Below are 26,412 nucleotides of genomic sequence, written 5' to 3'. Positions count from 1 at the left end.
CAAGATGAGTTCCCCCAAAGCCCAACTCGAAAAACTGCCACAGGGTGTGCAGGTGCTGCTGGCGCTCGGCGCAGTGGCACTGGCCGTGTTTCCGTTCGTGCCGCTCACCGGCTCCGACTTCTACCTCCAGATGCTCTCGCAGATGATGATCCTCGCGATCTTCGCCATGAGCCTGGACCTGCTGCAAGGCGTCACCGGCCTGGTGTCGCTGGGGCACGCGGCCTACTTCGGGCTCGCTGGCTATGCCCTCGCCTTCCTCACACCGGCGGACACCCCCATCAGCCTTTGGTGGGCTCTGCCAGCGTCGGCGCTGGGGGCGGGCCTGGCGGCGCTGATCATCGGTTTCTTCGTGGTGCGCACCCACGGCATCTACTTCATCATGGTGACCATGGCGTTCGCGCAGATGGTGTTCTTCCTGTTCTTCGACAACCGGGCACTTGGCGGGTCGGACGGCATCTACGTGTACTTCCGTCCTGATGCTTCCATTTTTGGATGGCAGGTGGTCGACCTCGAAAACAAGACCACCTTTTTCTATTTCACGCTGCTGGTGCTGGTGCTGGTTTACCTGTTCCTGAGGCGCCTGCTGTTCTCGCCTTTTGGTCGCGTGCTGGCCGGCATCCGAGTGAACGAACACCGCATGCGCGCCGTGGGTTATGGCACCTTCGGCTACAAGCTCGCCGCGTTCACGCTGGCCGGCGCGCTGGCGGGCGTGGCGGGCTTTCTGTGGGCGGCACAAACCGGCTACGTGAACCCCGAACTCATGGGCTTCCACATGAGCGCCCACGCCATCATGATGATCATTCTGGGCGGCATGGGCAACTTTGCCGGCGCCATCGTGGGCGCCTTTGCGTTCGAGTACGTGATGCACTTCTTCAAGGACCTCACCAAACACTGGCAGTTGCTGATGGGCGGCTTCATCGTGCTGGTGGTGCTGGTGGCGCCCAGGGGCCTGCTGGGCCTGGGTGAACGCCTCTTCGGCAAGCGCGGAGGCACGCCATGAGTGATCTGCTGCTCTCAGCCCACCACCTCACCAAACGTTTTGGAGGCCTGGCCGCTGTCAACGATGTGTCTGTGGACCTGTTCCGCGACCGCATACACGCCGTGATCGGCCCCAACGGCGCGGGCAAGTCCACGCTGACCAATCTGCTCTCTGGCGACCTGCCCCCCACCGCAGGCCAGATCACGCTCAATGGCCGGGAAACCGCTGGCAAGAAGCCCGAAACCATCTCCCGCCTGGGCCTGGGCCGCAGCTACCAGAAGACCAACATCTTTCTGCCCTTCACCGTGTGGGACAACGTGCGCCTGGCCGCGCAATCGCGCGAACGGCATGGCCCATGGAACCCGCTGCGCTGGCTGACATCGGCGAGCGCCATGCCGGGCGTGAATGCCCGCTGTGAACGCGCGCTGGAGCTGGCGGGACTGACCGAAAGGGCGAACGCTGTGGCCGCCACCATCAGCCACGGCGAACAGCGTCAGCTGGAAATCGCCATGACCCTGGCCACCGAGCCCACCGTGCTGTTGCTGGACGAACCCCTGGCCGGCATGGGACAGGCCGAAGCCGAAAGCATGGTGGCCCTGCTGCTCAGAATCAAAAAAGACCACGCCATGATGCTGGTGGAACACGACATGGACGCGGTGTTCACCTTGGCCGACCAGCTCACCGTGATGGTCAATGGACAGGTCATTGCCACAGGCACACCCGCAGAGGTGCGGGCCGACCCCACGGTGCAAGCGGCCTACCTGGGCGAGGAGCATTAGATGAAACAACCCCGCGTCGCTTCGCGCCACCCCCTCAAGGGGGCGGCACTGGCCGTCCGGCAAAGCCGGCCCGGCGGTGCCACTGGACTGGACCGCTTCACGCATCGTGGTCGCGCGCTGCGCGGTGAGACAACCGAGACGGTATCGAAGTTTCTTCTCATTTTCAGCGCCTGTCGCAATAAGGGGCTTCGCCAATGAGCACGATCAACCTGATCGAAGCCAAGGGCCTGCACACCCACTATGGCGCCAGCCACATCCTGCGCGGCATCGACTTCACGGTGGCGCCCGGGCAGACCATTGGCCTGATGGGACGCAACGGCATGGGCAAGACCACGCTGCTGAAATCGCTGATGGGCATTGTCAAACCCAGCGGTGGCAGCGTGCACGTCAAGGGCAAGGCGATGACCGGTGCACCCACCTTCGAAGTGGCCCGCCAGGGCATCGCCTACGTGCCCGAGGGCCGCGGCATCTTCGGCAACCTCAGCGTGAAAGAAAACCTGGTCATGTCGGCACGCGCCGGCACCAAGGGTCAGCGCGACTGGACCTACGAGCGCGTGCTGGAGACCTTTCCCCGCCTGGCCGAGCGCCTGAACCATGGCGGGCAACAGCTCAGTGGCGGTGAGCAGCAAATGCTCACCATCGGCCGCGCCTTGATGACCAATCCGGACCTGCTCATCCTGGACGAAGCCACCGAAGGCCTGGCCCCATTGATCGCCCGCGAAATCTGGCGCATCTGCGGCCTGATCCGCGAGTCCGGCATCAGCAGCGTGATCGTCGACAAGAACTGGAAACACGTCACCCAGATCACTGACCGCAACGTGATTCTGGTCAAGGGTGAAGTGGTCTTCAATGGTGCCACCAGCGAATTGCTGGAGAAACCGGAGCTGCTGGAACAGTACCTCGGCGTTTAACGCCGCAAGTACGCCGACCCGGTGAAGCATCAACCGTTCACCCGGCGCCAGCCCAAGGGGCCGCTTGAGTGTGGGCGGGGGCTTCGACAGGCTCAGCCCGAACGGAGGGGTTCCCGCCCGAACGAAACAACATCCGTTCGCCCTGAGCCTGTCGAAGGGCTCGTGCCATGTTGCAGTTGAAGGCTTCGACGGGCTCAGCCCGAACGGAAGGGTTTCTGCCCGAACGGACCACCTCACCGGGCCGGATCAATGAAGAACGTCAGAGCAGCGGCCGCATTTCACGCGCCGCGTCCAGCAACAAGGGCAGCAGGTCGGTTTGCAATATCCGGGCCTCCAGACGGTCAGGTGAAGCCACCACGTTGAGGGCAGCCACGGTTTTGCCCTGCATGTTGCGCAAGGGAACCGCGAGCGCATGCACGCCCAGTTCGTGCTCTTCGCTTGCCACGCAGAAGTCGTCCTGCCGCGCGCGTTCCACCTCGGCGCGCAAGCCCTTGTGATCCACCGTCGTTTTGGGTGTGAGCCGGGCGAGTTCGCGCCCCTTGAGCCAAGCTGAAAAAGCGCTGCGCGGTAAGCCCGCCAGCAGCACCCGCCCGGTGGACGTGGCATGCACCGGCAGGCGCGCACCCAGGTGCAGCCCGTAAGCCATGAGCCGCTGCCCGCCCACAGACGCACTGCGCGCAACGATCACCACCTCGTCACCGTCCAGCACCACCGCAGAAAACGACTCGCGCGTCTGCGCGGCCAGTCGGTTGAGCGTGGGCTGCAGCAACCGAGGCAGGCGCGCCGAGGCCAGGTAACTGCCGGAGAACCGCAACACCTTGGCAGACAACCAGTAGTGGCTGCCATCGGTGTCCAGATAACCCAGATGCGCCAGCGTCAGCAGATGGCGGCGCGCGGCGGCCCGCGTCAAGCCAGCTCGCTCGGCGGCCTGGGTGGCATTCAGGCGCTGGCGTTCGGTATCGAAACTCTCCAGCACCGCCATGCCTTTGGCCATGCCCTCGATGAAGTCGGCCTTTGCGATGGGGTTCGGGTGGGTGTCCATGGGCGCCATTATGGCCAAGCGACGGCAGATTGCGCGTTCATCGCGCAAAGCATCCGGAGATCGCGCAGCTCCGCCAGCAAGCCATTGCCCGCACAGGGTCCTCTGCCTAAGCTGCATGCAGGTCGCGGCGCCCTTGCCGTCGAAACCCATCCGCACACGCTTTCAGGCCATGCGCCCAGGAGACACTCCCATGAAAACCCAGGTCGCCATCATCGGCGCAGGCCCTTCCGGCCTGCTGCTCGGCCAGTTGCTGCACAAGGCCGGCATCGACAACATCATCATCGAACGCCAGAGCCCGGACTACGTGTTGGGCCGCATCCGCGCCGGCATTCTGGAACAGATCACGGTGGACCTGCTGCATGAAGCGGGCGTGGGACAGCGCGTGGCCAGCGAAGGCACGGTGCACCACAGCATCGAGCTGGTCTACAAGAACACCCGCCACCCCATTGACGTGACCGGGCTCACCGGTGGCAGCGTGGTGACCGCCTATGGCCAGACCGAGGTCACGCGCGACCTCATGGAAGCACGTGCCGCCGCTGGCCTGACCACCATCTACAGCGCCGCCAACGTCAGCATCCACGATTTCGACGGCAAGACGCCCACGGTGAAATACGAAGTGGACGGCCAGTCCAAGGAACTCAGCTGCGACTTCATCGCCGGCTGCGACGGCTTCCATGGCGTGTGCCGCGCCAGCGTGCCGCGCGACGCCATCCGCGAATACGAAAAGGTGTACCCCTTTGGCTGGCTGGGCGTGCTGGCCGACGTGCCACCGGTCTCATCACACGCCATCGTGTACGCCAACCACGAGCGTGGGTTCGCGCTGTGTTCCATGCGCAGCCTCACGCGCAGCCGCTACTACGTGCAGTGCCCGGTGGACGACAAGGTGGAAGACTGGAGCGACCAGCGCTTCTGGGACGAGCTTCGCCTGCGCCTGGACCCCGAGATGGCGTCGCGCATCATCACCGGCCCGAGCATTGAAAAAAGCATTGCGCCCCTGCGCAGCTTTGTGGCCGAACCCATGCGCTTTGGCCGCCTGTTCCTCGCTGGCGACGCCGCGCACATCGTGCCACCCACCGGCGCCAAGGGCCTGAACCTGGCCGCCAGCGACGTGAAGTACCTGGCCAATGCACTGACCGAGCACTACATCGAGCACACCGACGCCGGCATCGACAACTACTCGCAGAAAGCACTGGCCCGCGTCTGGCGCGCAGAGCGCTTCAGCTGGTGGCTGACCACCCTGATGCACCGCTTCCCCGACACCGAAGGCTTTGGCCAGAAAGTGCAGGAAGCCGAGCTGGAGTACCTGGTGCGCTCGGAGGCCGCTTCCCGCTCGCTGGCCGAGAACTACGTGGGTTTGCCCCTCGACTTTGGCCAATAAGGGCCCACCCCCGCGCCGCGCTTTCAGCGCATCACCCCCTCAAAGGGGGCGATACCAGTGGCCCGGCAAAGCCGGTTCCACGGTATCTCTGGACGCGGGCATTTCGCGCCGGAAAGGTAGCTCCACCTGGCGCTGTCGCCGCCTTGCCTCTGTCCGTTTGAACTTGGCTGTACATTGACGCGAACGTCAACCGGTACCGTCATGTCCATACCCTCCCCTGCCACGCCCAAAGCCCTCAAACCCCTGCGCGGCGTCCGCATCCTGAGCCTGGCGCTCAATCTGCCCGGGCCAGCCGCGTTCATGCGCCTCAAGGCCATGGGCGCCAACTGCATCAAGGCAGAGCCGCCCGGCCCCAAGGGTGCGCCTGCTGGCACCAGCGGCGACCCGATGGGCCAGTACAACCCGACCGCCTACGCCACGCTGCATCAGGGCATCAAGTTGCTCACCATCGACTTGAAGACGGACAAGGGCCAGGCCCGGCTGCACCAGGAACTGGCCCGCACCGACCTGCTGCTGACCTCGTTCCGTCCATCGGCACTGGCCAAGCTGGGCCTGGGCTGGAAGGCGTTGCACAAGGCCTACCCGCAACTCTCTGTCGTGGCCATTGTGGGCGCACCCGGCGCGCGCGCCGAAGAGCCGGGGCACGACCTGACCTACCTGGCCGAGGCCGGCCTGGTCAACGACATGAGCTTGCCCGCCACCCTGTTCGCAGACATGGGCGGCGCCCTGATGGCCAGCGAAGCCGCGTTGAAGGCGGTGTTGAACCAGCGCACCAGCGGCAAAGGCAGTTTTCAGGAAGTGGCGCTGTCAGACGCAGCGGCCTGGCTGGCCCTGCCGCGAACCTGGGGCTTGACCCAACCCACTGGCGCGGTGGGTGGCGCCCATGCGGGCTACCGGGTGTATGCCTGCAAAAACGGGCGCGTTGCGGTGGCCGCGCTGGAACCGCACTTTGCGGCCGCCCTGTGCAAGGTGGCGGGCGTGAACATGCCCGATCTGCGCGCGATGTTCCTGCCGCAGACCCATGCAGCCATCGCCGCGTTCTTTGCAGGCCAGACGCGCCAGCAACTGGACAAGCTGGCAGCAGCCAACGACATTCCCTTGCACACCTTGCCGGCCTGAGAAGCTGACGATTTTCCGAGCAGGCCCGCACGGCAAAAGTATCCGTTCGCACTGAGCCTGTCGAAGTGCCCGCCCACACAGGGCTTCGACAAGCTCAGCCCGAACGGTGTTTGTTGAGTTTCCGGAAGCACCCTGATGTGAGTTCGTGTTCGACGGCAAAAAATGCCCTGAAGCGAATGCACGTTCGACAGCAGAAATAAACCGTTCGCACTGAGCCTGTCGAAGTGCCCGCCCACGCAGGGCTTCGTCCCTTCGACATGCTCAGGACAGGCCAAGCTCAGCCCGAACGGTTTCCATCAAACCGAATGGATCGGTATGAGACTCCGGCCACTCACCGCATGGGCTCAGGCGACACCACACGGCGGGTCCAGGCCGGCAGCGGGTCTGCCTGCCACATCAGTTCACCACCGCGCAACCGCGCCACCAGGCGTGGAGGCTGAAACACCTGGTCCGGCGGCAGCGACGTGTCGTACAGCAAGGCCAGATCAGCCCGCCGCACCGCCACGCTCAGGTGACGCACCGTGCGCGGGTAACGCGCCAGAATGCGTTCGGGCGGCACGGGGTGGCCGCCTTCGGCCACCCGCTGGTTCACGCGCTCAATCAGTTGCTGCGGGTCTTCCACGCACACCACGAGCAGCACCACGCTGAACCCTATGCGCCTGGCTGCGGCCATCAGATCCAGCTTGGAGGTATGGGAAAACACCGTCTCGCTGGCGAACGAGCGGCCTTCGGCAAAACACTGCGCCCGCCGCGCATCGGCCCATTGGCGCGCCTGGTGCGAGCGCTGAGCAGGGTCAGTCACATGCTGCAGATGGGCCGCCTCGTGCAGGTCGGCATTGACGAATTCGGCATCCGCCGGAATCAAGCCTTGGGCCACCGCACTGCGATAGAGCGTGGACTTGCCCGCGCCGTTGGGCCCGGCCAGCAGGTAAAAAACCGGAGCAGCCAAAGACAAACGGCGTCAGGCAGCGTGGCGCGAGGGTGCGGCCTTGAGGCGGTTGGCCAGCACGGTGTCGCGCACCGCCTGGGCCAGGCGACCGGTGGACTCTGCGGCCATGAAGCGCGCTTCAATCGCGTCGAGCGATTCGTCGTCTGCCGGGGAACTGTGGCGGGCGTCATAGAGCGCAATCGCCTCGCGAGCCTCTTGCACGGTGAGGCCGGTTTCGTCGGCAATGCGCCCCAGGGTCGCCCAGTATTCAATCTGACCAGCCACCGAGCGGCGCTGAGGCTGAGCCGCCTCCCGGGCCTGCTGCACCAAGGCGGCGGGCAGTTTCACAGATGCAAACGAGCTGGCAACGCTGGACATGTCGAATCTCCTGTTTGAGGCATTTTGCGCCATTTTGCCCCATTCTGCAACACAGATGACAGATGATAGAAATCAGAGCATCCGGGTCACGACAAAGCCCCGAGCCTTGAGCAGCGACGGCAGCCCCTGCGGCCCAACCATGTGCAATGCGCCTACCGCCGCGAACACACTTTCCTCGGCGTGCAGCCGCTCAATCGACTCGGCCAGGCCAGGATTGCGCCCGTCCAACAATCGGGCATACATCTCCCGTTCGGTCGGCGTGTTCAGACAGTCGCACCACTCGGCATAGGCCTCCAGGTCTTTCAGGTCGCGGATTGCCCAGGCCTGCGCCAGCCGCTCCAGGCTGCGCGCGGCGCGGGGGCGCTGCAGCTCGGCCAGCATCTCGCTCACCATGGTCGCAGCCTCTGAGTCGTCCCGCGCCATCAGCGCCGAGAGCTGCGTCTGCACCGACTCCAGCCCAACCACCGGACGCTGGGCGCTCATGCTGTGCATCAGCAGCAGGGACTCACCGCCGTAAAGCGTGAACAGCCCCTGGCGCTGCGCCTGAGCCACCGCCAGCTGCATCACGTGCAATTCCACCGCGCCCTGTGCAAGCGCGGCCTCAGGCAGGCACTCGGCCGCCCAGGCCAGACGCAATGACTGCATCAACGCTGACGGCAAAGGCCGCGCCGGTCCCTGCATGGCGCTGCGCAAGGCATCCAGCACCGCCGGATCGGTCAAATCAATCTCCAGCGCCAGCACACCCGCGCGAGACAGTGAAGCCTCTACCAGCGGCCCCAGCGCAAACCACTCAGACCGGCCGGCGTGCATCGATCCATACAGAAACGACTCGCGCCCGTCGCGGCTGATGCGCCACAGAAAACCCCGGTCCGTGGCCTGCTGCTGGGCGTTCTGCATCAGCTCGTGGCTGAGGGGATCGGGTTCGGGTGGGCAGGTTTCTTGCGCTGGTGGGGCAGCGAGCGCAACGGCGGTGCCCGCTAGAAAGGCACAGGCCAGTGTGAGCGAGACAAATCGGCGGAACATCATGGTGAAAGAACGACCCTTCAAATACAGTTGTGAGCGAAGTTGCCCGCGCAAAAATCTACCATGTGGCATTCTGGTGGTCGTTCAACGGTGCATACCAAGCATGTTTTGGTGGAAGCGCCAATGTATCGAATCGGCCCAGAAAGCTCTCCTGAGTGATTGCCCAGCAGCGGCCAGTCACTTTATTGGAGGCCCCCAACACCAACATGCAGAAACTTTAGCCCTACTTGCTATATACCTACGGAATCACCGACAATCCATCAATGGCATGGGCTAACATACACCGAAATTCCTTCCTACATGAATCCACCATGAAGTATCGGGAAAGCCGGCTTTCAAAGGCTAAGGATTTGCTTTGCAACTTTATTTGACGACCTCGATTATAGCCACCTACGAATGGCCATATTTAGCCCGATAGAACCGTTAGGAGCAGGGACTCAACGCAAATGAACCTTCTGACATTAGTCCTTGGAATTGTCGTGTTTCTTCTGGGAGCCTATCTACACTATGAAAACAAAAACAACTCAGCCGGATGGTGGTTTATGGGTGTAGGAATATTGTTATGGGCTGGCTCAAATTACTAGCCAGATCGACAAATCAACTATTCGCCAATTGTCGAACATGAACTTCGACAAATGACAACACGCATTAGTTAAAATATTTAATAAAAGCTTGAACTGCATTAAGTTGTTTCAAACAAACATCAGGACATGGGCAACAAGAATTAGGATTTTAGAGGACCATTTATGAAAAACAACAAAGTGTTCGGCGTTCTTCTGACCGAGCAAGCATGGAATGACCTCAGTGAGGCGCTGGCGCCATATGCAAGAGACGGGCTTGTTGGGAAATACATCTACTGCCAAAGGGTGTATCCTGATGGTCCCTACTTCGTGATGGTGGCTACAAGCACCAACGAGGACGGCTCTTCGTTCGAGGCTGAGATTTCCATTCCACACCGCTACGTCAAGCTTTGCGTGTCAGCGTCTGAAAAATCGCAAATCGGGTTCGTGCAGGAATAATATCAAGCACTATCAAGCGCTCGCAGACGTGGTGGCTATGTCGATGCTTTGCGCCGACTCAACTCGCCGCTCAAGCCTTGCGCTAGATCACTAGAAAGCCTCCGTATGTACACCCTTGGAGAGCTATCTCTTGCATCGTTGGCGTCGCTGCTGATCGGGGCGATCCTCACCCATTTACTTGCTAAGCAGAGATCTCATCAGGACCGTCGCGCGGCTAGGTTCAACGCTGCCAGCGAGGAATTGCGAAAGGCTTTTGTGAGTGAGATTGCAACTCTTAGAAGCAATGTTCCAGCTGAGCCTGGCAGCGGCTATGATCTCCTGAAAGAGGCATTCCCCAAGCATGAGCGAGCTATTTACAGCTTGCGAAATATGTTAAATGGAAATCAAAGAGATCAATATGACGAAGCCTGGAGGCAATACTTCTATCCGGAGGGAGTAAACATCATCCTTCCCGAATTGGAAGTCAAAACCTACATGCTGGCGCAATACATTGGGATCAACCACAAAGATGAAGTTGAAAAGCGGCAAATAGCTATTCAGCGCTTAGAGGCCCTTATGTCATTCGCCGTAGTTCAATAGTGCGCCCAACATTCAAATGCGCTAGCCGACGTCCTGTGAACTAGAACGTTGAAAACTCTCTTCCGAAGATTGCCAAAGTCGTGGTTATGGCCGACCTCAGGCGCTCAGCACAAACCCTACCGCCCCCGCCCCTTCACCCCCGCCCGCGGCGGCAACCCCGTGTGCTGCGTCAAAATCCGCCCCTTGACCGGCGCCTTGCCCGCAGAGCCTGAGTCCACGCGCCCCGCCCCACCCGTCTTCACCACTGCAGCAGCCCGCTCGCTGGCCTTGGCACCCACAGGCGTGCTGTTCTTGCGCCGCGCGCTCTGGTACCCACCATCGGTCATGGGCTGAAAGGTGGGGATCAGGTGGTGTTTGCCGTTGCCAATCAGGTCGGCGCGGCCCATGGTCTTGAGGGCTTCGCGCAGCAGCGGCCAGTTGTTCGGGTCGTGGTAGCGCAGAAAGGCCTTGTGCAGGCGGCGGCGCTTGTCGCCGCGCACGATGTCCACCTTCTCTGCCCGCTCGTCGCGGTGAATGCCTTTGAGCGGGTTCAGGCTGGTGTGGTACATGGCCGTGGCGGTGGCCATGGGGCTGGGGTAGAAGGTCTGCACCTGGTCGGCGCGGAAGCCGTTTTTCTTGAGCCAGATGGCCAGGTTCATCATGTCCTGGTCGCTGGTGCCCGGGTGCGCGGCGATGAAGTACGGGATCAGGAACTGCTTTTTACCTGCCTCTTCGCTGTACTTCTCGAACATGGCTTTGAACTTGTCGTAGCTGCCAATGCCGGGCTTCATCATCTTCGACAGCGGCCCGCCCTCGGTGTGTTCGGGCGCGATCTTCAGGTAACCGCCCACGTGGTGCTGCACCAGTTCTTTCACGTACTCGGGGCTTTTCACGGCCAGGTCGTAGCGCAGGCCGGAGCCGATCAAGATCTTCTTGATGCCCTTGAGCGCCCGCGCCCGGCGGTAGATCTGGATGAGCGGGTCGTGGTTGGTGGTGAGGTTCTGGCAGATGCCGGGGTACACGCAACTGGGCTTGCGGCAGGCGGCTTCGATGGCAGGGCTCTTGCAGCCCAGGCGGTACATGTTGGCCGTGGGGCCGCCCAAGTCGCTGATGACGCCGGTGAAGCCTTCCACCTTGTCGCGGATGTCTTCGACTTCCTTGATGATGGATTCTTCCGAGCGGCTCTGGATGATGCGGCCTTCGTGTTCGGTGATGGAGCAGAAGGTGCAGCCCCCAAAACAGCCGCGCATGATATTCACGCTGAAGCGGATCATCTCCCAGGCCGGGATCTTGGTGGCGCCGTCGTGCCGGCCATTCTCGTCTGCGTAGGCGGGGTGCGGGCTGCGGGCGTAGGGCAGGTCGAATGCCCAGTCCATCTCGGCCGTGGTCAGCGGGATGGGGGGTGGGTTGATCCACACATCGCGCGCCGTGGGCCCCTCGCCGTGCGCTTGCACCAGTGCTCGGGCGTTGCCGGGGTTGGTTTCAAGGTGCAGCACGCGGTTGGCGTGGGCGTAGAGCACGGCGTCGCTCTTCACCTGTTCGTAGCTGGGCAGGCGGATCACTGTGCGTTCGCGCGGCAGCTTGGCCACGCCGCCTGCGCCCTGGGGGCGGTGGATGGTGATGCCTCTTCCTCCCTCCCCCTCTGGGAGAGGGTTGGGGTGAGGGCCGGCCTTGGCGCGCAGGTTCGGGTTTTGAACGAAGCGGATGGGTTGGGCTGGGGAGCCCTCACCCCTGCCCTCTCCCAGGGGGAGAGGGAGTGACTTCTTTTCGCGCGCTGCCGAATTCCCCTCGCTCGCCTCGTCCTTGGAACAGCTCTGGCCTTGTGCCTGTGCCTGCTCGCTCGTGGTCAGGTAGGGGTTGATGTGGTCTTCCACGTGGCCCGGTTGATCGACCTCGGCGGAATTCAGCTCGATCCAGTCTTCGGTCGAAGGGTCGCCCGGGCGGCGCACGAAGGCGGTGCCTCGCACGTCGGTGATCTGTTCCACCGGCTCGCGGGCCGCGATGCGGTGCGCCACTTCCACCAGGGCGCGCTCTGCGTTGCCGTACAGCAGCAGGTCGCACTTGGCGTCGACCACGATGCTGCGGCGCACCTTGTCGCTCCAGTAGTCGTAGTGGGCGATGCGGCGCAGGCTGCCTTCGATGCCGCCAAGCACGATGGGCACGTCCTTGTAGGCTTCGCGGCAGCGCTGGCTGTAGACGATGGCGGCGCGGTCTGGGCGCTTGCCGCCCACGTCGCCGGGGGTGTAGGCGTCGTCGCTGCGGATCTTGCGGTCGGCCGTGTAGCGGTTGATCATGGAATCCATGTTCCCCGCGGTCACGCCCCAGAACAGGTTGGGCTTGCCCAGTGCCTTGAAGGGTTCGGCGCTCTGCCAGTCGGGCTGGGCGACGATGCCCACCCGAAAGCCCTGCGCCTCCAGCACGCGGCCGATCACCGCCATGCCAAAGCTGGGGTGGTCCACATAGGCATCGCCCGTGACCAGAATGATGTCGCACGAGTCCCAGCCCAGCTGCTCCATCTCGGCGCGGCTCATGGGCAGAAACGGCGCCACACCGAACCGCTTGGCCCAGTAGGGGCGGTAGCTGGTGAGCGGCTTGGCTGCGCGCGCAAAAAAGGAGACGTCGACGGGGGCGTTCATGGAGACAATCAAGGGAGAACCCGCAAGTGTAGGTGCTGGCCATCAACCTTGGTGGCGGGTGTGGTGCTGGCTCGGCCGTGGCGATGGGAGCGTAAACCGCCGGACGGCAAGCCTTTGGGACCCGCACCGCACTGAAAAAGGCCGTTCTTGCAGACTTCTAGCTACCAGCCAGACGGCAGCTTTGACATCCACATTGGCGTCCCCAGGAGTGCCCATGGCCCAGATTGACCTCAAGAAAGACCTGAAAGACCTGTATCAGGCGAGCTCGAATGCGGTCGTGCAGGTGGATGTGCCCGAGCTGAAATTCCTGATGATTGATGGTCAAGGCGATCCCAACACAGCGCCAGCGTACGCTGAGGCGGTGCAAGCGCTGTTCGCCGTCTCCTATGCCGCCAAGTTCATGGTCAAGAAGGGGCCAATGGCGCTGGACTATGCCGTCATGCCACTCGAGGGGCTCTGGTGGGCCGACGACATGGCCGCTTTCACAGCGGGCGACAAGGCGAAATGGGAGTGGACCATGATGATTGTGCAACCCGCCTTCGTGCCCGATGAAATGATTCACGAAGCCATTGGCGACGTGCTGAGAAAGAAGAAACTGCCCGGTGTAGACCAGCTGCGCCTGGAACACTTCTCTGAAGGCCGCTGCGCCCAGATCCTGCACGTGGGCCCGTTTTCTGAAGAGGGACCGGCCATAGAACGCCTGCATGCTTTCATCGGCGCCAAATCCAGCCTCCGTGGAAAGCACCACGAAATCTATTTGAGTGACGTGCGGCGCGGGGACCCGAAGAAGTGGAAAACGATTCTTCGCCAACCCATGAGTTGACTCTCAGAGGTCCTTGAGCGCTGCCTCAATGTGCGCCTGAAACAGCGCCGGTTCGGACAGTGCATTGGCGTTCAGCAAGGCCAGCTTGACCAGAAACAGCTCGGTTTTCTCCGGGCCAGCCGCATCAATGGCGATGGCGAGTGCGTCGTAGACCTGTTCCAGGCCAGATATGGTGAGGGCTTGAGATGGATTCATGGTCAGGCTCCTTGCAGGCTGGCTGCATTGACAAGCGCAGCGCGCAGGCGTGTGGCTTCCAGATGCGTCCAGCGTGCACAGACATGGTGGTCGGGTCGCAGCAGATACGCAGCGCCGCTGGTGGACACACCGTATCGCTCACGCAAATGTCCACTGGCATCGTTCAGCGTCTCATCGGCATCAGACACAGGCGCAGCACCGCCCACTGCGACCACGCGCAGCGGAAGGCCAAGGTCCCGTGCTTCGCGCACGGTCGCCAGAACGTCCTCCGGCATGGCATCTGCGTCCGTGAAATAGAGCAAGGCAAAGTGGTGAGCCAGGTGGTCGAGCAGGTAATCGTCGGCCGCCATCTGCACGTTCCGGGGCGGCGCGCCGTGGCCTGGCCCTGCATTGAAAGAAGCGTTGTCGTCGTCTGCGCTGTTGGCGGGGGAATGTGTGTATTCGTGCGGACGCGAGGTGCGCCAGTGGTACAGCGGCCTCACGAAGGCTTCACTCAAGGAAAGGGACAGCACGGCATCTCGCAGCAGGCGAAAACCCCGGGTGGGTGGTGTCATGAAGCGGGTGCTTTTGCCCGCTTCGTCAATGATTTCACGCGCGGCCGCCACGCGTTCGCTGCTGTAGGTGTTCAGCAGCTTTTCTGGTGAGACGCCCTTGACCACCAGTGCCAGGCGCCAAGCCAGGCCTTGCGCATCCTGAAAACCCGTGTTGGCGCCGCGAACGCCAAAAATGGGCAGCAGGTGCGCCGCATCGCCCACGAACAGCACACGGCCGTGTACATAGTCCGGCAGCGTGAGCGCGCGGGCCGAATACACCGAGCACCAGTCCATTTCCCAGGGCACACCCGCATGGCCGATCATGGCCAGTTGCGCATCGATGCGCGCCTTCAATGACGCCGGTTTCAAGGCGTCTTCAGGGTCTTCGCCGGGCGGCAACTGGTAGTCCACCCGCCAGATGCCATGTGGCTCCCGGTGCATGAGGATGGTGTTGCCCGGATTCCAGTCGGGGTCGAAGTAGGCGAGCCGCTCGGTAGGCAGCGGCAGATCGATGCGGATGTCGGCGATCACGAAGCGGCCTTCGTAGGAAGCCCCTTCCAGCTTCAGTTCCATCAAACTGCGAATGGCGGAGCGGGCCCCGTCGGCCGCGACCAGCCAGTCCGCGCGCAGCGTGTACGGCCCCTCGGGCGTGTCGACCTCCAGACTGGCACTTTGCGCATCCTGGGCCACCGCCATCACCCGATTGCCCCAACGCAAATCGATCAGCGGATGCTGGCGCGCTGCGTCCACCAGATATTGCTCCAGAAACTGCTGCTGAAGGTTGATCATGGGGAAGAAGCGGTCGTCCGGGTCATGGGGTGCCTCCATGCGGAACACGCGCTCTCCCCGGTAGAACGAGTTGCCGAACCGCCAGGGCAAGCCGTGTGCAGACACCTCTGCGGCCACCCCCACCTGCTGCAGTATTTCCATCGACCGCCGCGTGAACACGATTGCCCGGCTGCCTTCGCACACCTGCCGTTCCGACTCGATCACCACACATGGCACCCCCTGGTGCGCCAGTGCAAGCGCCGTCACCAGACCAATCGGCCCCGCGCCTGCCACCACCACACGGTGGGACTGCTGCCCGGCGTGCTGCGAAGGCAGCCAGGGCTCAAAAACCTGGTAGCGGTAGTAAATCGATGAACGGGGTTCGGCATGAGGAAGGTGCATGGAGACCTCGGGAATTTGTTTGGATGCGGACGAAAACCGCCGCCACAGACTCGTCAGTCTATGTGCCGCGTCCACCCACAATGTCCCCATATGGAGACATGGTAGTCAGACCTTCCGGCCTGGCTCCAGCAACATGCCTATCAGGTCCCGCTGGCCAGACACCCCCAGCTTTCGGTACACCCGCTTGACGTAAGTGCGCGCGCTGGCCAGCGTGAGACCCAGCCGCTCGGCCATGGCTGTGGTGCTCAGACCATCCAGCAGGCACCGAACGACATCGCAGTCGCGCGGGGTGAGGTAGGGATGACGTAGCCTCAGGCGCGCCAGCAAAAGGTCCCCCAGTTCCTGATTCACGCTTTGCCCGGTGTGGTGCAAGCGCACGGCGTGAACGATCAGCGGTGCAAACGCACTCACCACATCGAGCGACCTCGGGTCAAACGGCCCATGCTCGATGCCGCGGTAAAGGTTCACGGACAACCACCGTCGCCCCTCGAACAAGGCCAGTAGTGCGAGCCGCTCAGCCACCTGCGGCCGCTCATAGCACACGTGCCGGTACTCGTCATGAGCAATGTCTGAGCCGGTCTGGCGGTGCATCACGATGCGGGGATGCTGCATGCCCGCCTTGCGTGCCGCAGACAGTTCTTCGCGCATGGCGGTCATGCACCCGTCCAGGCGATAGAAGCGCGTCACATAGGCTTCGGCGATGTCGGCCAGCGTCTGCGTGCGCGACCTGTCACCCACCGCAACGATGCGCGGCGCCCGCGTGCCCTCATGGGCAAAGATGGTGCACTGCGCCAGCGGCACGTGCTCCTGCAGGAGACCCAGCAAACCTTCTGCCACCGCGTGCTGATGCCCCATGCCCAGGATTTGCATCAACGATGCGGCATGCGTCAGGGACACCGTCAGGCCGGTTGATGGCTTTGGCTCCAGGATCCAGTGACTTTGCATGTCGAAAGTATCTATCTGAAAGCATCAAACCAGCGGGTTTCGCATACCGGCGCTGCTCGGGCAACGCATTACGCGGTGCATCTCGTTACCGGTCTTACGGTACCGCCGCGAATGTAAGCGCCGTGATCATTAGCATGGACGCTTCACTTTTTGAAGGAGGCTACATGGCACTGCATTTTGGCAAACGCGAGACCGAACAACCCAAACCCCTGAGCAGTGGAATGGCCACCCCACGCTACGGAGCTGCAACTCCCAGCGCGCCGCAGCAGACTCCCTCGACACCTGAGGCGGCACCTGCGGTGACCACACCAGCCTCTGCAACAGCCAGCACCAGCACAGCACCGGAAGGTGGCAGCAAACTCACCGTGGGCCCCAACATCAAGCTCAAGGGCGTGGAAATCACCGACTGCGACACCCTGGTCGTGGAAGGCATGGTCGAAGCCACCATGGATTCGCGTGTGATCCAGATTGCACAACAAGGCGAGTTCAAAGGCTCGGCTGAAATCGACATTGCAGAAATTCGCGGCGTGTTCGACGGCAACCTGACGGTTCGCCAGAAACTGGTGATCTATGCTTCGGGCAAAGTCACAGGCAAGATTCGCTACGGCAAGGTCGTGATTGAAGAAGGCGGTCAGCTGTCTGGGGATATCGAATGCACGGTGTCAACAGCCTCGAGATCGGCCAGCAAACCTTCCATGGCTCTGGCAGCCTGACCAGACCACGCAACGCATCCGGCTCTGAGCAACCGGATGCCGTTGCCGCCCCACTTCGGCCCCGGTATGCTCCGGGCATGTACGCCGAATACTTTGGTCTAAAACAAGAGCCTTTTTCGATCGCTCCCGATCCGCACTACCTCTTCATGAGTGAGCGCCATCGGGAGGCTTTGGCGCATCTGCTGTACGGCATACGGGGCGGTGGCGGGTTTGTGTTGCTCAGCGGTGAAATCGGTGCCGGCAAAACCACCATCTGCCGCTGCTTCCTCGAGCAGATGCCCGAGCACTGCCGGGTGGCCTACATCTTCAACCCCAAATTGACGGTGTCAGACCTTCTCAAGACGATCTGCCATGAATTCCAGATTCCGGTCCAGCACACGGGCATCGGCCCCCCCACGATCAAGGACCACCTGGATCCGCTCAACGAGTACCTGCTGGCAAGCCATGCCAAGGGTCAGCAGAACATTCTGATCATCGACGAGGCACAAAACCTCACGCCACACGTGCTGGAGCAACTTCGGCTGCTGACCAACCTGGAGACTTCCGAACGCAAGTTGCTACAGGTGATCCTGATCGGACAGCCCGAACTCCGCCAAATGGTGGCCAGGCCGGAACTGGAGCAACTGGCGCAGCGTGTCATCGCCCGGTTTCACCTGGGCGCACTCACCGAAGGTGAAACCAGCCAGTACATCCAGCACCGCATGGGCATCGGCGGCCTGCGTGGCCCGATGCCGTTTTCTGCGGGCGCCCTGCAGCGCATTCATGCCATCACGCGCGGCGTTCCCCGCCGTATCAACTTGCTCTGCGATCGCTCCCTCCTGGGCGCCTACGCGAATGGCTTGCCCCGTGTGGACGAGGCTGTGGTGAACAAGGCAGCAGCCGAAGTGTTTGAAACCGCCGAGAGCGCCCCTGCGGTAGCCCCCACGCGGGCACTCCAATGGACCGCAGGTGCCAAGAACCTGCTGCTGGGCGCCTTGGGTGGAGGCCTGGCCGCCGCCGCCCTTTTCTGGCTCTGGCCAGGGTCGCCCGTGCCTCCGGCCACCACCACTGCCCCGACATCAGCATCTGAAGTCGCACCTTCCCCCACAGCAGCCCCATCAGCCACCACACCCACGCCGCACTCTCCCTCTGCAGGCGCTGCTCCCACCCAATCAGACGCAAGCAGCACAGGCCTTGCCGCAGCAGCACCTGCGGAAGCGCCTGCCCCCTCCAGCAGCCTGCCCTCAGCCAGCGCTTTGCTCACCAGCGAATCAGCCGGATTGCGTGAACTGGGTGCCCTCTGGAACAGACCTCTGGTCGGCGCCAACCCTTGTGCCAGCGCATTGCGACTCGACTTGCAGTGTTTCCGGACCAACCGCATGACCCTGCATGGCCTGGGGCAGATGGATCGCCCGGCGGTGCTCACCCTGCACCTACCTGGCCAGGACAACCGATGGGCCTTGCTGACGGCCATCACGCCAGACACAGCCACTCTTCGTGCAGGCTCTGAAACATGGCTGCTTCCCCTGAGCGTGCTCGCCGATATCTGGCGAGGTGACTACACCACACTGTGGCAACTCCCGCCAGGCCACGAGGGCGAACTCCGCCAGGGAAACACCGGTGCGGCAGGTGCCTGGTTAAGGCAGCAACTCGACCGGTTGGCAACCCGCCAACCGACGATCGCTTCTGCAAACAACCTGACAAGCCAAATAGAGGCGTTTCAGCGCAGCCAGGGTCTGGAAACCGATGGCCTGGCCGGTCCGATGACCTTCATGCAACTCAACCGGGTCAGTGGCGTGAACGAGCCCCGTCTCAGGTCACCGTCCACCTGAGGCAAGCCGATGTCCTACATTCTTGATGCGCTCAAACGCGCAGACACCGAAAGAGAGCGCGAACGCGGGACCGTGCCGAGCCTGCACAGCCAGAACCTGCCCAGCGGCAGTTTCCAGCGCGACCGGCAGCGTCAAAGCACCAGGCTGCCACCGTACGCCACCTGGGTGGGTCTGCTGGTACTGGCTTTGGTGGTGGGGTGGTATTTCTGGCCCACCACTGAAAATCGACAGGTGACCGCATCCGCGCCCGTTTTGGTACCTGGCCCGGCACCTTCACCAACGCCAACAACGGAAGCGCCGGTGCTGGAGCCTGCACCATCCGAGCCATTGACAACCCAGGCACCCGACCTTCCCATTCTGGCGCCGCCCCCTTCACCACCACCGCCTCCTCCCCGGGCAGTACGTACCCAAGCGAGCGGCAGCGTTGCTGGCACCACTGCAGCCGCAGAAGGCGCATCAACGCCCGCAGCGCCAGCAGCACCTGCCACGACGCCAGCGGCCACCGCAGGCACAGCGCCACCTGCAGCGCCGGTTCGTCGCTTCGCGGAGTTGTCTCCAGAACTCCGTGCGCAGTTACCTCAGGTGAACGTGAGCGGATCCACCTACTCCAGCAACCCGAAACTACGCACGCTGATCGCCAACGGCAAGGTCATTCAGGAAGGCGATGAGATCGCGCCGGGCCTTCAGGTGGAAACCATCGGTCAGCGAAGTGCTGTGCTCAACTTCCAAGGCACTCGCTACAGCATTGGCTTCTAAAAAGCAGAAGATGGACCCATCGCGAAAGACGATGCTATCGGTAGAAGACCTGTGTTTCAGTTGGCCGCAGCAGCCGCTGTTCGAACAACTCAGCTTTCAAGTGCCTGCTGGTGTGAGCGTGGTGGTTGGCGACGATGGCGTCGGAAAAAGCACGCTGCTGGCCTTGCTCGCGGGTGCCATCCAGCCGCAATCAGGCCGCCTGGTCATCGATGGCATCAAATGCGATGAGCACCCTGGCACCTATCGTCATAAAGTCTTCTGGATCGACCCCCAAACGGACATCCACAACGCGATCACGGCCAACGAATTTCTGAAGAGCCAGAGCGAGCACTTTCCTCATTTCGACACCCGCCGCTTCGCACCACTTGTCCAGGGTTTTTCGCTGGAACCGCATTTGGCCAAACCCTTGTACATGCTCTCAACTGGCAGCCGGCGCAAGGTGTGGTGGGTGGCGGCTTTTGCGGCCAATACGCCTGTGGTTCTGCTGGACCAACCGTTCGCTGCACTGGATGGACCGTCCTCACGGTTTTTGTGTGACTTGCTCGATGAGGCATCTGGGCACACCGACAGGGCCTGGCTGCTGGCCGATCACAGCGTGCCAAAAGGCGTGAACCCGAAAGTCGTGATCGGGCTTTGACGGCCCCGATGTTCAAGCAGGTGAGGCAGGATCCCGACTGACTTGACCCACCCGCCACAACAAGGCACCTGCACACAACCACTGCCCCAGCACCATGGCACTGCCCATCGCGTGCCAGAAGCGAAGGTCACCGCCTGTGGCTCGCGCGTTCACGATCTTCTGGGCAACGCCGAATTCCTGCAACATGGCCAGCAACATGGCCAACAGCACAAAGCCCATGGTGCCGAGCACCGGTGAATTAAGCAAGACCCGACTTACGTCAGGATCGGCACCGCCGCCTGGGCGCTGAAGCCGCAACACCAACAGCATGGCCAGCCCGATGAAAATACCGGCCCAGCTCTGAAGAGAAAACAGCTGGGCCGCCACTGGCCCAGCCACCGGTGCCCCGAGACGGGCAAAAAGCAACGGCACAGCCATAAAGCTCAATGCCGTGATGCCACCCCACCAAAGGGCTGCGAGGAACAACGACAGACGCTGCATGAACTGTGCAGCTGCTCTACGCGTAGCGCACGGCCACGATTTCGTAACGGCGGGTGCCGCCTGGTGCCTGAACCTCGGCCACGTCGCCCTCTTCCTTGCCGATCAGCGCGCGAGCGATCGGGCTGCTGATGTTCACCAGGCCCTGCTTCAGATCGGCTTCGTCTTCGCCGACGATCTGGTACGTCACGGCCTCGCCACTGCTTTCTTCTTCCAGTTCAACGGTCGCGCCAAAAACAACGCGGCCACCGGCTTCCACGGACACCGGGTCGATGATCTGCGCAGCAGCGAGCTTGCTTTCGATCTCGGCGATACGGCCTTCAATGAATCCCTGGCGATCCTTGGCAGCGTCGTATTCGGCGTTTTCGCTCAGGTCGCCTTGCGCGCGCGCTTCCGCGATCGCGTTGATCACCCAGGGACGATCGACGGTTTTGAGGCGATGAAGCTCTTCCTTGAGCTTTTCAGCGCCACGCTTGGTGATGGGAAGGGTGGACATGTGTTCGGGCCTCCAAAAGCAAACCGCCGGGCGTTGCCGCTCGGCGGTGATATAGAAACCACATTATGCCGCGAAAGATTCGGTCGCCCAATCCGGGCAAACACGCCTTGAACCCGTGGGCATTTTCATGGCCTCATGACGACAGCGGGGCGTCGGCCAGAAGCGAACCTGACTGGAGCCACACGGACGGTGCGGCACCCAGATTCAGAAACTTTCCTTCAGAGCTGCGCGTGCATCTCCTGGACCGAAATCACATCCAGCTTGTCCAGATACTGCATGCCTTCGACGGCCGCTTCCGCCCCTGCGATGGTGGTGAAGGTGGTCACACGTGCCAGCAGAGCCGATGTGCGGATGGCGCGCGAATCGGTGATGGCATTGCGCCGCTCTTCCACCGTGTTGATGACCAGCACGATTTCGCCGTTCTTGATCATGTCCACGATATGCGGGCGACCTTCGGTCACCTTGTTCACCGTCTGCACTGGCACGCCAGCTTCGGTGATGGCCGCTGCGGTTCCCCGCGTAGCCACCAGCTCGAAACCCATGTCGATGAGCTGGCGGGCCACTTCCACCGCACGGGGCTTGTCGCCGTTCTTGACCGTGAGAAACACCTTGCCGGACGTCGGCAGCCTGGTGCCGGCACCCATCTGACTCTTGACGAAGGCCTCGCCAAAGGTCTTGCCCACACCCATCACTTCGCCCGTGGACTTCATCTCCGGGCCAAGAATGGTGTCTACACCCGGGAACTTGACGAACGGAAAGACGGCTTCCTTGACGCTGAAGTACGGCGGCGTGACCTCGGCGCCAATGCCCTGGTCGTCCAGCGACTGCCCGGCCATGCAGCGCGCAGCCACCTTGGCCAGCTGTATACCGGTGGCCTTGGACACGAAGGGTACGGTGCGCGAAGCGCGCGGGTTCACTTCGAGCACGAAGATCACATCCTTCTTCACGCCGCTCTCTTCCACTTCCTGGATGGCGAACTGCACGTTCATCAGGCCGATCACATTCAGACCTTCGGCCATGGCGGCAGTCTGGCGCTTGAGCTCGTCCACGGTGGCCTTGCTCAGGTAATACGGTGGCAGCGAACAGGCGGAGTCACCGCTGTGCACGCCGGCCTGCTCAATGTGCTCCATCACCCCGCCAATGAAGACGCGGCCAGTGTGGTCGCGGATCGCATCCACGTCGCACTCGATGGCGTCATTCAAAAAGCGGTCGAGCAGCACCGGCGAGTCGTTGCTGACCTTCACGGCTTCGCGCATGTAGCGTTCGAGGTCACGCTGCTCGTGCACGATTTCCATCGCACGACCACCCAGCACGTAGCTCGGGCGCACCACCAGCGGATAACCCAGTGCGGCAGCTTTCTCGAGCGCCTCCGGCTCGGCGCGCGCGGTGGCATTGGGGGGCTGGCGCAGCCCCAAGGTGTGCAGCAGCTGCTGGAACCGCTCTCGGTCTTCTGCAGCATCGATCATGTCCGGGCTGGTGCCGATGATGGGCACGCCCGCAGCTTCCAGACCCAGAGCGAGCTTCAGAGGCGTCTGACCGCCGTACTGAACGATCACGCCCAGTGGCTTTTCCTTGTCGACGATCTCCAGCACATCTTCCAGTGTAAGTGGCTCGAAATACAGACGGTCGCTGGTGTCGTAGTCGGTGGAAACGGTTTCCGGGTTGCAGTTGACCATGATGGTCTCGTAACCATCTTCGCGCATGGCGAGTGCGGCGTGCACGCAGCAGTAGTCGAACTCGATGCCCTGACCAATGCGGTTGGGGCCACCGCCCAGCACCATGATCTTCTTGTTGTTCGTCGGCTCGGCTTCGCACTCGCCGTCGCCATGGCCTTCGTAGGTCGAATACAGATAGGCAGTATCGGTGGCGAACTCGGCCGCGCAGGTGTCCACACGCTTGTAGACCGGGCGGATGTTTTCGGCAATGCGGCGCTCGCGCACGGCCTGGTCGTTGGTCTTGAGCAGCTTGGCCAGGCGCCGGTCAGAGAAGCCCTTCTTTTTCAGGCCGCGCAGCGCTTCGGCGTCGATCGCTTCCAGGCTGGTTTTCTCCAGCGTGAGTTCGATCTTCACGATCTCTTCGATCTGAACCAGGAACCAGGGGTCGATCTTGGTGAATTGGTGTACCTCTTCCAGCGTCCAGCCAGCGGCAAACGCATCGCCCACGTACCAGATGCGGTCGGGGCCAGGCTCACCCAGTTCGCGCTCCAGCGTTTCACGGTCCTGCGTCTTTTCGTTCATGCCATCCACGCCGACCTCAAGGCCGCGCAAGGCCTTCTGGAACGACTCCTGGAAGGTGCGGCCCATGGCCATGACCTCGCCCACGCTCTTCATTTGAGTAGTCAGGCGGCTATCGGCGGTGGGGAATTTTTCGAAGGCGAAACGCGGGATCTTGGTCACCACGTAATCGATGGACGGCTCAAACGACGCTGGCGTGGCACCGCCCGTGATTTCGTTGCGCAATTCGTCGAGTGTGTAGCCCACGGCCAGCTTGGCCGCGACCTTGGCAATGGGGAAGCCCGTGGCCTTGGAAGCCAGTGCAGACGAACGCGAGACCCGCGGGTTCATCTCGATCACCACCATGCGCCCGTCTTTCGGGTTGATGGAGAACTGCACGTTGGAGCCACCGGTGTCCACGCCAATTTCGCGCAGCACGGCCAGCGAGGCATTGCGCAGAATCTGGTATTCCTTGTCGGTCAGCGTCTGGGCCGGTGCCACGGTGATGGAGTCGCCGGTGTGCACTCCCATCGGGTCGAGGTTTTCAATGGAGCAGACGATGATGCAGTTGTCCGCCTTGTCGCGCACCACTTCCATCTCGTACTCTTTCCAGCCGAGCAGCGATTCTTCAATCAGCAGCTCGTTGGTGGGCGAGGCTTCAAGGCCTCGCTTGCAGATGGTCTCGAATTCTTCCGGGTTGTAGGCAATGCCGCCACCGGTACCCCCCAGCGTGAAGCTGGGGCGGATGACCACGGGGAAGCCCACAGTCTTCTGCACACCCCAGGCTTCGTCCAGGCTGTGGGCAATGCCCGAGCGCGCCGATCCCAGACCGATCTTGGTCATGGCGTCCTTGAACTTCAGGCGGTCTTCTGCCTTGTCGATCGCTTCTGGGGTGGCGCCGATGAGTTCGACATCGTGCTTTGCCAGCACACCGTTGCGCCAGAGGTCGAGTGCGCAGTTGAGTGCGGTCTGTCCGCCCATGGTGGGCAGGATGGCAAAACCACCCTGGGCAAGCGGACGCTCCTTGACAATGATTTTTTCCACCGTCTGCCAGGTGATCGGCTCAATGTAGGTGACGTCGGCCGTGGCCGGGTCCGTCATGATCGTGGCAGGGTTGCTGTTGATCAGAATGACCTTGTAGCCCTCTTCTCGCAAGGCCTTGCAGGCCTGCACGCCCGAGTAGTCGAACTCGCAGGCCTGACCAATGATGATCGGGCCAGCGCCGATGATGAGGACGGTCTGGATGTCTGTTCTTTTTGGCATGGGTTCGCTTGTATTGGTGGGTCGCGCGGGCTGGTCTGAGGTGGAGGGAGTTCAGCGAAATCCCCCCACTCTCTCAAGCCTGCCGCTGGGTTTCCAGTTTGTTCAGCAGGGCCTTCACACGCTCGGCCGGCACGTTTTTCTGCATCAGTTGCAGCAGGCCGTCGCCTTCGATCATGGGGCGCAACACTTCGACTTCGGCGGGATAGAACAAGGCGTCCCATGCCGCCATTTCGGCGTTGAAGGTCTCTTCGTCCCAGGTCTTGCCTTTGGCCACCAGGGTCACCAACGGCATGGCCTTGTTTTCAAGAAAAGCCTTGCGATAGGGTTTCTGCGCCCATCGCTGGGCGAACCAGTCGCGATGCTGGGGCTCCAGCGACAACATGCGCTTGGAGATTGCCTTTTCCACCGCAAATACCGGAAAACTGAAGAGCTTCATGGATGGCTCCTGGTTGACATCAAGCCGCCACGCGGTCTTGCATGAGCGTGATGAACCGATCGAAAAGGTAGCCGATGTCGTGTGGTCCTGGCGATGCTTCCGGGTGGCCCTGGAAGCAGAATGCAGGCTGGTCTGTGCGAGCCAGACCCTGCAGCGTGCCATCGAACAAGCTGACATGTGTGGCACGCAAACTCGCCGGCAACGACTTTTCGTCCACAGCAAAACCGTGGTTCTGGCTGGTGATGGACACGCGACCGCTGTCCAGGTCTTTCACCGGATGGTTGGCGCCATGGTGGCCGAACTTCATCTTGTAGCTCTTGGCACCGCTGGCAATCGCCATGATCTGGTGCCCCAGGCAAATGCCGAAGGTCGGCACGCCGCTCTCAATGATTTCACGGGTGGCCTCAATGGCGTAGTCGCAAGGTTCCGGGTCGCCGGGGCCGTTGGACAGGAACACGCCATTGGGCTTGAGCTTGAACACGTCTGCAGCGGGCGTCTGAGCCGGCACCACGGTGATCTTGCAGCCACGTGCGCTCAGCATGCGCAAGATGTTGTGTTTGACGCCGAAATCGTAGGCGACCACGTGAAAGCGAGGCGCAATCTGCTCACCGTAGCCAAAGCCCAGTTGCCATTCGGTCTGCGACCAGTTGTAAGGCGCATCGACCGAAACCACTTTGGCCAGATCCTGCCCGCTCATGTCGGGCGCGGCTTTGGCTGCTGCGATGGCCTGCGAACGGTGCGCATCGGTCAGCGCTTCGCCCATCGGCAGGGCCAGAATGCAGCCATTGGTGGCGCCATGGGTGCGCAGATGCCGGGTCAGGGCTCGGGTGTCAAGGTCGGCGATGGCGACCGTGCCCTCTCGGAGCAGGTATTGGGACAAGGACTCTTCGCTGCGAAAGTTCGATGCCAGCAAAGGCAGGTCCTTGATGATCAGTCCAGCAGCATGGATGCGGCTGGCCTCCACGTCTTCCTTGTTCACGCCGGTGTTACCGATGTGCGGATAGGTGAGCGTGACGATCTGTTGACAATAGCTCGGATCGGTGAGGATCTCCTGGTAACCGGTCATCGAGGTGTTGAACACCACCTCGCCACAAGTCTGGCCGGTTGCGCCAATGGAGATGCCTGTAAAGACCGTGCCGTCGGCTAGCGCGAGAAGGGCTTTCGGGTGGACGGGAAGCACGGGGTTCTCCAGAA

General features: G+C 62.1%; 26 protein-coding genes. 13 read left to right on the top strand and 13 right to left on the bottom strand.

Going from position 1 to position 26,412, the window contains the following annotated elements; translation table 11 throughout:
* Positions 1–4 precede the first annotated feature (4 nt).
* From Q7V46_RS15020 to Q7V46_RS15005, 4 genes are read left to right on the top strand one after another with little or no spacing between them, the layout of a single operon-like run.
* Positions 5–1,000, top strand: a complete 996-nt coding sequence (locus tag Q7V46_RS15020; protein ID WP_304914365.1) for a branched-chain amino acid ABC transporter permease — start codon at positions 5–7, stop codon at positions 998–1,000.
* The gene (locus tag Q7V46_RS15015) at positions 997–1,758 is read left to right on the top strand and encodes an ABC transporter ATP-binding protein (RefSeq protein ID WP_304914364.1); all 762 of its coding nucleotides are present in this window, start codon (positions 997–999) and stop codon (positions 1,756–1,758) included. The genes Q7V46_RS15020 and Q7V46_RS15015 overlap by 4 nt, the downstream gene beginning before the upstream one ends.
* The gene (locus tag Q7V46_RS15010; protein ID WP_304914363.1) at positions 1,759–1,956 is read left to right on the top strand and encodes a hypothetical protein; all 198 of its coding nucleotides are present in this window, start codon (positions 1,759–1,761) and stop codon (positions 1,954–1,956) included. It abuts the gene before it with no gap.
* Positions 1,953–2,669: an ABC transporter ATP-binding protein gene (locus Q7V46_RS15005; RefSeq protein WP_304914362.1), complete on the top strand. Its 717-nt coding sequence runs from the start codon at positions 1,953–1,955 to the stop codon at positions 2,667–2,669. Before Q7V46_RS15010 ends, Q7V46_RS15005 begins: the two co-directional genes overlap by 4 nt.
* A 259-nt stretch (positions 2,670–2,928) precedes the next feature.
* On the opposite strand, the gene Q7V46_RS15000 is transcribed toward Q7V46_RS15005, so the two are convergent.
* Entirely contained in the window at positions 2,929–3,711 is a 783-nt protein-coding gene (locus Q7V46_RS15000) for an IclR family transcriptional regulator C-terminal domain-containing protein (protein WP_304914361.1), read from the bottom strand.
* Between the two features lie 190 nt (positions 3,712–3,901).
* Between Q7V46_RS15000 and pobA the strand changes: the two genes are divergently transcribed.
* Both pobA and Q7V46_RS14990 read left to right on the top strand, forming a co-directional pair.
* Positions 3,902–5,089, top strand: a complete 1,188-nt coding sequence (pobA, locus tag Q7V46_RS14995; protein WP_304914360.1) for a 4-hydroxybenzoate 3-monooxygenase — start codon at positions 3,902–3,904, stop codon at positions 5,087–5,089.
* A 201-nt stretch (positions 5,090–5,290) separates the two neighbouring features.
* On the top strand, positions 5,291–6,208 hold the full coding sequence (locus tag Q7V46_RS14990; RefSeq protein ID WP_304914359.1) for a CoA transferase: 918 nt from the start codon (positions 5,291–5,293) through the stop codon (positions 6,206–6,208).
* Positions 6,209–6,539: 331 nt separating this feature from the next.
* Here the strand turns inward: Q7V46_RS14990 and Q7V46_RS14985 are convergent, their stop codons facing one another.
* The 3 genes from Q7V46_RS14985 to Q7V46_RS14975 all read right to left on the bottom strand — a co-directional run bounded on the left by Q7V46_RS14985 (position 6,540) and on the right by Q7V46_RS14975 (position 8,540).
* Complete coding sequence (locus Q7V46_RS14985) at positions 6,540–7,163, bottom strand: AAA family ATPase (RefSeq protein WP_304914358.1); 624 nt, start codon at positions 7,161–7,163, stop codon at positions 6,540–6,542.
* A gap of 6 nt (positions 7,164–7,169) precedes the next feature.
* Positions 7,170–7,514, bottom strand: a complete 345-nt coding sequence (locus tag Q7V46_RS14980; protein ID WP_304914357.1) for a hypothetical protein — start codon at positions 7,512–7,514, stop codon at positions 7,170–7,172.
* Positions 7,515–7,586: 72 nt separating this feature from the next.
* Positions 7,587–8,540: a TraB/GumN family protein gene (locus Q7V46_RS14975; protein ID WP_304914356.1), complete on the bottom strand. Its 954-nt coding sequence runs from the start codon at positions 8,538–8,540 to the stop codon at positions 7,587–7,589.
* Positions 8,541–9,283: 743 nt separating this feature from the next.
* Here Q7V46_RS14975 and Q7V46_RS14970 point away from each other — a divergent pair.
* Both Q7V46_RS14970 and Q7V46_RS14965 read left to right on the top strand, forming a co-directional pair.
* Positions 9,284–9,556 (top strand): hypothetical protein, encoded by a 273-nt coding sequence (locus Q7V46_RS14970; RefSeq protein ID WP_304914355.1) that lies wholly within the window; start codon positions 9,284–9,286, stop codon positions 9,554–9,556.
* Between the two features lie 105 nt (positions 9,557–9,661).
* On the top strand, positions 9,662–10,135 hold the full coding sequence (locus Q7V46_RS14965) for a hypothetical protein (RefSeq protein WP_304914354.1): 474 nt from the start codon (positions 9,662–9,664) through the stop codon (positions 10,133–10,135).
* Positions 10,136–10,251: 116 nt separating this feature from the next.
* Here Q7V46_RS14965 and Q7V46_RS14960 read toward each other — a convergent pair whose 3' ends face one another.
* Complete coding sequence (locus tag Q7V46_RS14960; RefSeq protein WP_304914353.1) at positions 10,252–12,750, bottom strand: YgiQ family radical SAM protein; 2,499 nt, start codon at positions 12,748–12,750, stop codon at positions 10,252–10,254.
* 214 nt (positions 12,751–12,964) lie between these two features.
* Between Q7V46_RS14960 and Q7V46_RS14955 the strand changes: the two genes are divergently transcribed.
* Positions 12,965–13,573 carry a GyrI-like domain-containing protein gene (locus Q7V46_RS14955; protein WP_304914352.1) on the top strand — a complete coding sequence of 203 codons (609 nt, stop codon included), beginning with the start codon at positions 12,965–12,967 and terminating at the stop codon, positions 13,571–13,573.
* A gap of 3 nt (positions 13,574–13,576) precedes the next feature.
* On the opposite strand, the gene Q7V46_RS14950 is transcribed toward Q7V46_RS14955, so the two are convergent.
* From Q7V46_RS14950 to Q7V46_RS14940, 3 genes are all read right to left on the bottom strand, one after another.
* On the bottom strand, positions 13,577–13,768 hold the full coding sequence (locus Q7V46_RS14950; RefSeq protein WP_304914351.1) for a DUF2783 domain-containing protein: 192 nt from the start codon (positions 13,766–13,768) through the stop codon (positions 13,577–13,579).
* 2 nt (positions 13,769–13,770) lie between these two features.
* Positions 13,771–15,471: an FAD-dependent monooxygenase gene (locus tag Q7V46_RS14945; protein ID WP_304914350.1), complete on the bottom strand. Its 1,701-nt coding sequence runs from the start codon at positions 15,469–15,471 to the stop codon at positions 13,771–13,773.
* Between the two features lie 105 nt (positions 15,472–15,576).
* Complete coding sequence (locus Q7V46_RS14940) at positions 15,577–16,416, bottom strand: helix-turn-helix transcriptional regulator (RefSeq protein ID WP_304914349.1); 840 nt, start codon at positions 16,414–16,416, stop codon at positions 15,577–15,579.
* Positions 16,417–16,580: 164 nt separating this feature from the next.
* Between Q7V46_RS14940 and Q7V46_RS14935 the strand changes: the two genes are divergently transcribed.
* The 4 genes from Q7V46_RS14935 (at position 16,581) to Q7V46_RS14920 (ending at position 20,333) form a co-directional block, all read left to right on the top strand.
* Entirely contained in the window at positions 16,581–17,129 is a 549-nt protein-coding gene (locus Q7V46_RS14935; RefSeq protein WP_304914348.1) for a polymer-forming cytoskeletal protein, read from the top strand.
* 77 nt (positions 17,130–17,206) lie between these two features.
* On the top strand, positions 17,207–18,940 hold the full coding sequence (locus Q7V46_RS14930) for an AAA family ATPase (RefSeq protein ID WP_304914347.1): 1,734 nt from the start codon (positions 17,207–17,209) through the stop codon (positions 18,938–18,940).
* A gap of 9 nt (positions 18,941–18,949) precedes the next feature.
* Entirely contained in the window at positions 18,950–19,696 is a 747-nt protein-coding gene (locus Q7V46_RS14925) for a general secretion pathway protein GspB (RefSeq protein WP_304914346.1), read from the top strand.
* A gap of 31 nt (positions 19,697–19,727) precedes the next feature.
* The gene (locus tag Q7V46_RS14920; RefSeq protein WP_304914345.1) at positions 19,728–20,333 is read left to right on the top strand and encodes an ATP-binding cassette domain-containing protein; all 606 of its coding nucleotides are present in this window, start codon (positions 19,728–19,730) and stop codon (positions 20,331–20,333) included.
* Between the two features lie 12 nt (positions 20,334–20,345).
* Here Q7V46_RS14920 and Q7V46_RS14915 read toward each other — a convergent pair whose 3' ends face one another.
* The 5 genes from Q7V46_RS14915 to carA form a co-directional block, all read right to left on the bottom strand.
* On the bottom strand, positions 20,346–20,813 hold the full coding sequence (locus tag Q7V46_RS14915; RefSeq protein WP_304914344.1) for a DUF4149 domain-containing protein: 468 nt from the start codon (positions 20,811–20,813) through the stop codon (positions 20,346–20,348).
* A gap of 16 nt (positions 20,814–20,829) precedes the next feature.
* Positions 20,830–21,306 carry a transcription elongation factor GreA gene (greA, locus tag Q7V46_RS14910; protein ID WP_304914343.1) on the bottom strand — a complete coding sequence of 159 codons (477 nt, stop codon included), beginning with the start codon at positions 21,304–21,306 and terminating at the stop codon, positions 20,830–20,832.
* A gap of 218 nt (positions 21,307–21,524) precedes the next feature.
* Positions 21,525–24,782: a carbamoyl-phosphate synthase large subunit gene (gene carB / locus Q7V46_RS14905; RefSeq protein ID WP_304914342.1), complete on the bottom strand. Its 3,258-nt coding sequence runs from the start codon at positions 24,780–24,782 to the stop codon at positions 21,525–21,527.
* A gap of 73 nt (positions 24,783–24,855) precedes the next feature.
* Positions 24,856–25,218: a hypothetical protein gene (locus Q7V46_RS14900; RefSeq protein ID WP_304914341.1), complete on the bottom strand. Its 363-nt coding sequence runs from the start codon at positions 25,216–25,218 to the stop codon at positions 24,856–24,858.
* 19 nt (positions 25,219–25,237) lie between these two features.
* A complete protein-coding gene (gene carA, locus Q7V46_RS14895) occupies positions 25,238–26,398 on the bottom strand; it encodes a glutamine-hydrolyzing carbamoyl-phosphate synthase small subunit (protein WP_304914340.1) in 1,161 nt (386 codons plus the stop codon).
* Positions 26,399–26,412: the final 14 nt, after the last annotated feature.

Source organism: Hydrogenophaga sp. (assembly GCF_030651625.1).
Classification (GTDB): domain Bacteria; phylum Pseudomonadota; class Gammaproteobacteria; order Burkholderiales; family Burkholderiaceae_C; genus Hydrogenophaga.
The sequence above is the reverse complement of the archived record's forward strand: the minus strand, read 5'-3'. Positions and strand labels throughout refer to the sequence as shown.

Excerpts from the sequence above, each read along its gene's own strand:
- Q7V46_RS15020 (WP_304914365.1), top strand. The coding sequence starts at position 5 with ATGAGTTCCCCCAAAGCCCAACTCGAAAAACTGCCACAGGGTGTGCAG.
- Q7V46_RS15015 (WP_304914364.1), top strand. The coding sequence starts at position 997 with ATGAGTGATCTGCTGCTCTCAGCCCACCACCTCACCAAACGTTTTGGA.
- Q7V46_RS15010 (WP_304914363.1), top strand. The coding sequence starts at position 1,759 with ATGAAACAACCCCGCGTCGCTTCGCGCCACCCCCTCAAGGGGGCGGCA.
- Q7V46_RS15005 (WP_304914362.1), top strand. The coding sequence starts at position 1,953 with ATGAGCACGATCAACCTGATCGAAGCCAAGGGCCTGCACACCCACTAT.
- Q7V46_RS15000 (WP_304914361.1), bottom strand. The coding sequence starts at position 3,711 with ATGGACACCCACCCGAACCCCATCGCAAAGGCCGACTTCATCGAGGGC.
- pobA (WP_304914360.1), top strand. The coding sequence starts at position 3,902 with ATGAAAACCCAGGTCGCCATCATCGGCGCAGGCCCTTCCGGCCTGCTG.
- Q7V46_RS14990 (WP_304914359.1), top strand. The coding sequence starts at position 5,291 with ATGTCCATACCCTCCCCTGCCACGCCCAAAGCCCTCAAACCCCTGCGC.
- Q7V46_RS14980 (WP_304914357.1), bottom strand. The coding sequence starts at position 7,514 with ATGTCCAGCGTTGCCAGCTCGTTTGCATCTGTGAAACTGCCCGCCGCC.
- Q7V46_RS14975 (WP_304914356.1), bottom strand. The coding sequence starts at position 8,540 with ATGATGTTCCGCCGATTTGTCTCGCTCACACTGGCCTGTGCCTTTCTA.
- Q7V46_RS14970 (WP_304914355.1), top strand. The coding sequence starts at position 9,284 with ATGAAAAACAACAAAGTGTTCGGCGTTCTTCTGACCGAGCAAGCATGG.
- Q7V46_RS14965 (WP_304914354.1), top strand. The coding sequence starts at position 9,662 with ATGTACACCCTTGGAGAGCTATCTCTTGCATCGTTGGCGTCGCTGCTG.
- Q7V46_RS14960 (WP_304914353.1), bottom strand. The coding sequence starts at position 12,750 with ATGAACGCCCCCGTCGACGTCTCCTTTTTTGCGCGCGCAGCCAAGCCG.
- Q7V46_RS14955 (WP_304914352.1), top strand. The coding sequence starts at position 12,965 with ATGGCCCAGATTGACCTCAAGAAAGACCTGAAAGACCTGTATCAGGCG.
- Q7V46_RS14950 (WP_304914351.1), bottom strand. The coding sequence starts at position 13,768 with ATGAATCCATCTCAAGCCCTCACCATATCTGGCCTGGAACAGGTCTAC.
- Q7V46_RS14945 (WP_304914350.1), bottom strand. The coding sequence starts at position 15,471 with ATGCACCTTCCTCATGCCGAACCCCGTTCATCGATTTACTACCGCTAC.
- Q7V46_RS14940 (WP_304914349.1), bottom strand. The coding sequence starts at position 16,416 with ATGCAAAGTCACTGGATCCTGGAGCCAAAGCCATCAACCGGCCTGACG.
- Q7V46_RS14935 (WP_304914348.1), top strand. The coding sequence starts at position 16,581 with ATGGCACTGCATTTTGGCAAACGCGAGACCGAACAACCCAAACCCCTG.
- Q7V46_RS14930 (WP_304914347.1), top strand. The coding sequence starts at position 17,207 with ATGTACGCCGAATACTTTGGTCTAAAACAAGAGCCTTTTTCGATCGCT.
- Q7V46_RS14925 (WP_304914346.1), top strand. The coding sequence starts at position 18,950 with ATGTCCTACATTCTTGATGCGCTCAAACGCGCAGACACCGAAAGAGAG.
- Q7V46_RS14920 (WP_304914345.1), top strand. The coding sequence starts at position 19,728 with ATGCTATCGGTAGAAGACCTGTGTTTCAGTTGGCCGCAGCAGCCGCTG.
- Q7V46_RS14915 (WP_304914344.1), bottom strand. The coding sequence starts at position 20,813 with ATGCAGCGTCTGTCGTTGTTCCTCGCAGCCCTTTGGTGGGGTGGCATC.
- greA (WP_304914343.1), bottom strand. The coding sequence starts at position 21,306 with ATGTCCACCCTTCCCATCACCAAGCGTGGCGCTGAAAAGCTCAAGGAA.
- carB (WP_304914342.1), bottom strand. The coding sequence starts at position 24,782 with ATGCCAAAAAGAACAGACATCCAGACCGTCCTCATCATCGGCGCTGGC.
- Q7V46_RS14900 (WP_304914341.1), bottom strand. The coding sequence starts at position 25,218 with ATGAAGCTCTTCAGTTTTCCGGTATTTGCGGTGGAAAAGGCAATCTCC.